The 7,910-nt window shown below is 65.7% G+C and carries 3 protein-coding genes and 1 pseudogene; all 4 read left to right on the forward strand.

Features of this window, described 5'->3' with window-relative positions:
* Window positions 1–350 precede the first annotated feature (350 nt).
* A complete protein-coding gene (gene ygfK / locus QZ378_RS11355) occupies window positions 351–3,347 on the forward strand; it encodes a putative selenate reductase subunit YgfK (RefSeq protein WP_291258346.1) in 2,997 nt (998 codons plus the stop codon).
* Window positions 3,348–3,427: 80 nt separating this feature from the next.
* Window positions 3,428–6,004, forward strand: coding sequence for a selenium-dependent xanthine dehydrogenase (xdh, locus tag QZ378_RS11360; RefSeq protein WP_291258347.1), 2,577 nt, complete (start codon window positions 3,428–3,430; stop codon window positions 6,002–6,004).
* Window positions 6,005–6,197: 193 nt separating this feature from the next.
* Window positions 6,198–7,433 carry a diaminopropionate ammonia-lyase gene (gene dpaL / locus QZ378_RS11365; RefSeq protein WP_191379387.1) on the forward strand — a complete coding sequence of 412 codons (1,236 nt, stop codon included), beginning with the start codon at window positions 6,198–6,200 and terminating at the stop codon, window positions 7,431–7,433.
* Between the two features lie 239 nt (window positions 7,434–7,672).
* Window positions 7,673–7,910, forward strand: a pseudogene (locus QZ378_RS11370) (YgeY family selenium metabolism-linked hydrolase); the annotation flags it as partial.

Raw genomic sequence — 7,910 nt, forward strand, 5'->3', positions numbered from 1 at the left:
CCTTCTGCATGGAGCAGTCCAAAAAGCTGTGGGGTGAACTGAACCACAGAACCTACTAAATATGGTCAGGCATTGATTTTGTCCTCACCAAGCGTTTTGCCACAGGCAAAACCTTGATGCCGGGGCGATTCACTCGCCCCGAGCAGATAAAATCTCTTGGGGCCCCCGCCCGGCCCGCCGGGCGGGGCAAAATCAACGCCTTCTGCATGGAGCAGTCCAAAAAGCTGTGGGGTGAACTGAACCACAGAACCTATTGATCCCTTTTTCCCGGCAGCGGGGGCAAGCCCCCGCCCTACACAGGGCGGACGCACGTGCTGTCCAGCCCATCTGATTGATATGGAGGTTTCACCATGAGCGATATTATGAGACCCATGCCCTTTGCCCACCTGATGAACTGGATTCTGGGCGAGTACCGCACCACCCAGTCCATCTTCGGCGTGTCCAAGCTGACCCGCCGGGGGGACGGGAAGGCCCTGCCCATCTTTGACGAGAAGATCGAGACCCCCTTCGGCCCCGCCGCCGGCCCCCACACCCAGCTGGCCCAGAACATCGTGGCCTCCTACGCCGCTGGCAGCCGGTTCTTCGAGGTCAAGACCGTGCAGATCATGGACGGCGAGGAGCTGTCCAAGTGCGTCAGCAAGCCCTGCATCACCGCCGCCGACGAGTGCTACAACTGCGAGTGGTCTACCGAGCTCACCGTGCCCCAGGCGTTCGCCGAGTATGTGAAGGCGTGGTTTGCCTGCAAGCTGCTGGCCAGGGAGCTGGAGCTGGGCGACCCCGACGGCTTCGTGTTCAACATGAGCGTGGGGTACGATCTCAAGGGCATCCAGAGCCCCAAGGTGGACGCCTACATCGAGGGGATGAAGGACGCCTCTAACACCGAGGTGTGGCAGGCGTGCATGGACTGGGCCCTGTCCAACCTGGACCAGTTTGAGAAGGTGGACGAGGCCTATGTGAAGGCCATCACCCCCCATGTTTCCAACTCCATCACCGAGTCCACCCTCCACGGCTGCCCCCCTGACGAGATCGAGCGCATCGCCACCTATCTGATCACCGAGAAGAACCTGAACACCTACGTCAAGTGCAACCCCACCCTGCTGGGCTACGAGTTCGCCCGCAAGACCCTGGACGGCCTGGGCTACGACTACATCGCCTTTGACGACCACCACTTCCTGGAGGATCTCCAGTGGGAGGACGCGGTGCCCATGTTCCACCGGCTGATGAAGCTCACCGGGGAGCGGGGGCTGGAGTTCGGCGTAAAGATCACCAACACCTTCCCGGTGGATGTGAAGGCCGGGGAGCTGCCCAGCCAGGAGATGTACATGTCCGGCCGCTCCCTCTACCCTCTGTCCCTGGCCCTGGCCGCCCGGCTGGCCCGCGAGTTCAAGGGCAAGCTGCGCATCTCCTACTCCGGCGGCGCGGACATCCACTCGGTGCGGAAGCTGTACGACGCGGGCATCTGGCCCATCACCATGGCCACCACCATCCTCAAGCCCGGCGGCTATCAGCGGTTCCACCAGATCGCCGGCGCCCTGGCGGACATCGACTACACCCCCTGGATCGGCGTGGATCCGGCCAGGGCCGCCGCCCTGGTGGAGTCCATCCCCGCCGACGGGCACTATCGCAAGCCCATGAAGCCCATCCCCAGCCGCAAGCTGGACCAGAAGGTGCCCCTCATCGACTGCTTCACCGCCCCCTGCCGGGACGGCTGCCCCATCCACCAGGACATCCCCGCCTACCTGATGCGGGTCAACGCTGGCAAGTATGAGGAGGCCCTGGAGGTCATCCTCCGCCGCAACCCCCTGCCCTTTATCACCGGCACCATCTGCTCCCACCGCTGCCAGGACAAGTGCATGCGCAACGCCTACGACGAGAGCGTGTACATCCGGCAGCAGAAGCTGAAGGCCGCGGAGGGCGGCTTCGACCAGCTGCTGCCCAAGCTCCGCCCCGCCGCCCCGGTGCCCGGCCGGAAGGTGGCCGTGGTGGGCGGCGGCCCCGCCGGCATGGCGGCCGCCTTCTTCCTGGGCCGCGCCGGGGTGGACGTGACGGTCTTTGAGCGGAAGGACGCCCTGGGCGGCATCGTCCGCCACGTGATCCCGGAGTTCCGCATCAGCGGCCAGGCCATCGACAACGACGAGAAGCTGCTCAGGGCCATGGGCGTGCGGGTGAGCCTCAACACCGAGGTGAAGGACGTCCACAACCTGTTCACCCTGGGGTACACCCACGTGATTCTGGCCACCGGCGCGTGGCAGAAGGGCAGTGCCGGCCTGGAGTACGGCCAGGAGACCAACGTCATTGAGTTCCTGGAGGCGGCCAAGAAGGCCCCCGACACCCTGAACCTGGGCAGGCACGTGGTGGTCATCGGCGGCGGCAACACCGCCATGGACGCCGCCCGGGCCGCCAAGCGCATCGCCGGCGTGGAGAGCGTCTCCCTGGTGTACCGCCGCACCAAGCGCTATATGCCCGCCGACCAGGAGGAGCTGGAGCTGGCCCTGGCCGACGGCGTGGAGTTTAGGGAGCTGCTGGCTCCCGTGGGCGTGAGAGACGGCGTGCTCACCTGTAAGGTCATGGAGCTGGGCGCGCCCGACGCGTCCGGCCGCCGCTCCCCCGTGGACACCGGCAGGACGGTGGACGTGCCCGCCGACACGGTGATCACCGCCGTGGGCGAGCATGTGGACACCGGGTTTTACACCGAAAACGGCCTGGCTGTGGATAACCGGGGCCGCGCCGTGGTCAACCCTGACACCCTGGAGTCCTCCATCAAGCACGTCTTTGTGGTGGGCGACGGCCAGAAGGGCCCCGGCACGGTGGTGGAGGCCATCGCCGGCGCCACCAAGGCCGTCCAGGCCATCCGCGCCTTCGATACGGAGGCGGATGTGGACAAGAACGTGAACCCCGACTACCAGAAGCCCCTGGCCAAGCGGGGTGACGTGTGTACCGACTGCGCCAGCTGCGACGACATCCGCTGCCTGGGCTGCGCCACGGTGTGCGAGACCTGCACCGAGGTGTGCCCCAACCGGGCCAACGTGGCCGTGTGGGTGCCCGGCATGCGGCAGCGGCAGATCATCCACGTGGACGGCATGTGCAACGAGTGCGGCAACTGCGCCACCTTCTGCCCCTATGACAGCCGGCCCTATCAGCACAAGTTCACCCTGTTCTGGAGCCAGGAGGACTTCGAGAACAGCGAGAACGAGGGCTTCCTGCCCCTGGAGGGCGGCAGGACCCGGGTGCGCCTGGGCGGGAGCACGGCGGACTACGACGTGTCCGACCCCGCCTGCGGCCTGTACGACCCCCTGCGCCGCCTGATCTGCGCGGTGTATGACAATTACTCCTATCTGCTGGCCTGATGGCGCCTGCGGAGCCCCGGCGGTCTGCCGGGGCTCCCGGCGCGCCGCCGGAATGTAACGCTGGAAAAGAGGAACCCGACATGAGCGAGAGCTATACCTTTACCGTCAACGGCGTTTCCCGCACCACCCATAAGGAGGAGCCCCTGCTCCGCTACCTGCGGGACGAGCTGCGCCTCACCTCCGTCAAGGACGGGTGCAGCGAGGGGGCCTGCGGCACCTGCACCATCCTGGTGGACGGCAGGGCCGTCCGCTCCTGCATCCTCACCACCAAAAAGGCGGTGGGCAAGTCCATCGTCACGGTGGAGGGCCTGTCCCCGGAGGAGCAGGAGGCCTTTGTCTACGCCTTCGGGGCGGTGGGGGCGGTGCAGTGCGGCTTCTGCATCCCCGGCATGGTGCTCTCCGGCAAGGCCCTGCTGGACGTCAACCCCAACCCCACCGAGGCGGAGATCAAGAAGGCCATCCGTGGCAACGTCTGCCGGTGCACCGGCTACAAGAAGATCATCGAGGGCATCGCCCTGGCCGGGGCCATCCTCCGGGGGGAGCAGCACATCGACCCGGCCCTGGAGGAGGGCGCGGCCTTCGGCGTGGGCGACCGGGCCTTCCGCGCCGACGTGCGGGGCAAGGTGCTGGGCACCGGGGAGTACTGCGACGACCTGTACCTGGACGGCATGGTCCACGCCTCCGCCGTCCGCTCCCAATACCCCCGGGCCAGGGTGCTGAACATCGACGCCTCTGAGGCCCTGGCCCTGCCGGGGGTGCTGGCCGTCCTCACCGCCGAGGACGTGCCCCACAACAAGGTGGGCCACATCCAGCAGGACTGGGACGTGATGATCGCCAAGGGGGACATCACCCGCTGCGTGGGGGACGCCATCTGCCTGGTGGTGGCGGAGACGGAGGAGATTCTGAAGCAGGCCAAGGCCCTGGTGAAGATCGACTACGAGCCCCTGGAGCCGGTGCGCACCATCCAGGACGCCATGGCCGACGACGCCCCCAGGCTCCACCCCAACGGCAACCTGTGCCAGCAGCGCCATGTGACCCGGGGGGATGCCAAGGCCGCCCTGGCGGGCTCCAAGTACGTGGTCACCCAGTCCTACCGCACCCCCTTCACCGAGCACGCCTTCCTGGAGCCGGAGTGCGCCGTGGCCTTCCCCTACAAGGACGGCGTGAAGGTGTATACCTCCGACCAGGGGGTGTACGACACCCGCAAGGAGATCTCCATCATGCTGGGGTGGGAGCCCGAGCGCATCGTGGTGGAGAACAAGCTGGTGGGCGGCGGCTTCGGCGGCAAGGAGGACGTGTCGGTGCAGCACCTGGCGGTGCTGGCGGCCCTGAAGGTCAACCGCCCGGTGAAGGCGAAGCTGACCCGGAAGGAGTCCATCAACTTCCACCCCAAGCGCCACTATATGGAGGGTACCTTCACCCTGGGCTGCGACGAGAACGGCATCTTCACCGGCCTGGACTGCGAGATCTACTTCGACACCGGGGCCTACGCCTCCCTGTGCGGCCCGGTGCTGGAGCGGGCCTGCACCCACTCGGTGGGCCCCTACTGCTACCAGAACACCGACATCCGCGGCTTCGGCTGGTACACCAACAACCCCCCCGCCGGCGCCTTCCGGGGCTTCGGCGTGTGCCAGAGCGAGTTCGCTCTGGAGTCCAACATCAACCTGCTGGCCGAGAAGGTGGGCATATCCCCCTGGGAGATCCGCTTCCGCAACGCCATCGAGCCGGGGAAGGTGCTCCCAAACGGCCAGATCGCCGACTGCTCCACCGCCCTGAAGGAGACCCTGCTGGCGGTGAAGGACGTGTATGAGCGCAACGCCGGCCGCGCCGGCATCGCCTGCGCCATGAAGAACTCCGGCGTGGGCGTGGGCCTGCCCGACAAGGGGCGGGCCAAGCTGGCGGTGCGGGACGGGAAGGTGGAGCTGTACGCCGCCGCCTCCGACATCGGCCAGGGCTGCGCCACCGTGTTCCTCCAGATCCTGGCCCAGGCCACCGGCCTGCCCCGGGAGAAGCTGGTGAACATGGGGGCCAACTCCGAGGTGGCCCCCGACTCAGGCACCACCTCCGGCTCCCGCCAGACCCTGATCACCGGCGAGGCGGTGCGCATGGCCGCCGCCGAGCTGAAGGCGGATCTGGACGGCGCCGACGGGGATCTGTCCGCCCTGGAGGGCCTGGAGTATTCTGCCGAGTTCTTCGACCCCACCGACAAGCTGGGCTCCGACAAGCCCAACCCCAAGAGCCACGTGGCCTACGGCTTCGCCACCCATGTGGTGATCCTGGACGATGACGGCCGCGTCAAAGAGGTGTGGGCCGCCCACGACTCGGGCAAGGTGGTCAACCCCACCTCCATCCAGGGGCAGATCGAGGGGGGCGTGCTCATGGGCCTGGGCTACGCCCTCACCGAGGACTTCCCCCTGAAGGACTGTGTGCCCCAGGCCAGGTTCGGCACCCTGGGCCTCATGCGGGCCGACCAGATCCCCGACATCCACGCCATCTATGTGGAGAAGGAGGAGCTGCTCCCCTTCGCCTACGGGGCCAAGGGCATCGGGGAGATCGCCACCATCCCCACCGCACCGGCGGCCCAGGGGGCCTACTACGCCCGGGATCACGTGCTGCGCACCTCCCTGCCCATGGAGCACACCTTTTATAAAAAATGACGGCGCGGGCCGCCCTCTGCGGCGGCCCGCACTCCCTGAGAAAATGGTCTTTTTGGCGCAAGCCTAAAAATTTTTTAGGATTCCGATATTTTTTTCAGAAATCCCCTTGACAACTGGAAATCCCGTGGTATGATGGTCTTGCAAAACAAAAAATAAGCAATACTTCAAAATAATTTGGAGGCGACAATCCCCCATGAAAGACCAGATCAAGTGGGTGCTCAACCGGATGCCCAAGAGCGACGACAAGAACCTGTCCATCATGGCCCTGCCCAATGTGGCCAAGGCCCGGTTCTTCCACGGCTCCTTCCCCCAGTACTCCGTCACCCCCCTGGCCCGGCTGGACGGCATGGCCAAGTACCTGGGGCTGGGCGGGCTGTATGTGAAAGATGAGAGCTACCGCTTCGGCCTCAACGCCTTCAAGGTGCTGGGCGGCTCCTTCGCCATGGCCCGGTACATCGCCAGCGAGATGGGCCGGGATGTATCCGAGATGACCTATGACTACCTGACCAGCGAGGCCTTCCGCAAGGAATTCGGCCAGGCCACCTTCTTCACCGCCACCGACGGCAACCACGGCCGGGGCGTGGCCTGGGCGGCCAACAAGCTGGGCCAGAAGGCGGTGGTCCACATGCCCAAGGGCTCCAGCCAGTCCCGGTACGACAACATCGCCAAGGAGGGCGCTCAGGTCACCATCGAGGACGTGAACTACGACGACTGCGTCCGCATGGCCGCCGCCGAGGCGGAGCAGACCGAGCACGGCGTGATCGTCCAGGACACCGCCTGGGAGGGCTATGAGGAGATCCCCTCCTGGATCATGCAGGGCTACGGCACCATGGCCAGCGAGGCCGCCGAGCAGCTCCGCCAGTGCGAGGTGAACCGCCCCACCCACGTGTTTGTCCAGGCGGGCGTGGGCAGCCTGGCCGGTGCGGTGGTGGGCTACTTCACCAACCTGTACCCCAGCAACCCGCCCAAGTTCGTGGTCATGGAGGCCAGCGCCGCCGACTGCCTCTACCAGGGCGCCAAGGCCGGGGACGGCTCCCCCCGCATCGTCACCGGCGATCTCCAGACCATCATGGCCGGCCTGGCCTGCGGCGAGCCCAACACCCTCTCCTGGGACATTCTGCGCAACCACGTGTCCGCCTTTGTCTCCTGCCCCGACTGGGTCAGCGCCAAGGGCATGCGGATGTTGGGCGTGCCGGTGAAGGGCGACCCCACCGTCATCTCCGGCGAGTCCGGCGCGGTGGGCATGGGCTGCCTGGACGCCATCATGTGCGACGATACTTACAGGGAGCTGCGCCAGGCCCTGGAGCTGGACCGGTTCAGCCAGGTGCTGCTGTTCTCCACCGAGGGCAACACCGACCCGCTGAAGTTCCGCCGGGTGATCTGGGACGGCGAGTATCCCACCACCGACTCCCCGCAGAAAGACTATTAGTCTTCAAACCCGTGGCAGAGCCGCGGGTTTGAGAAAGGCTGCGGTCTGCCGCGCGCATGATTTGGCTGTTGCCAGCCAAATCACACACTTGCAGGCCGAAAAGTATGTTTTCCGACGCACATGTCGCCGGAAAACATGGATTTCCATAGGATTCGCGCCTGCGGGCGCGAACTCTGCGAGGCATTCGCAATGGTTTACTTAAATATGGGACATAGATGATGGAGGGCATGGACATGAACATGGATTACGAGAAGATCAAAGCCGCCGCCGCCGGTTATCAGGCCGACATGACCCGCTTCCTGCGGGCCATGATCTCCCACCCCAGCGAGAGCTGCGAGGAGAAAGAGGTGGTCGCCTGCATCAAGGCCGAGATGGAGAAGCTGGGCTACGATGCGGTGGAAGTGGACGGCCTGGGCAACGTGATCGGCTGGATGGGCGAGGGCGACAAGATCATCGCCTTCGACTCCCACATCGACA

The organism is Flavonifractor sp., from assembly GCF_019422385.1.
GTDB classification, from domain to species: domain Bacteria; phylum Bacillota; class Clostridia; order Oscillospirales; family Oscillospiraceae; genus Flavonifractor; species Flavonifractor avistercoris.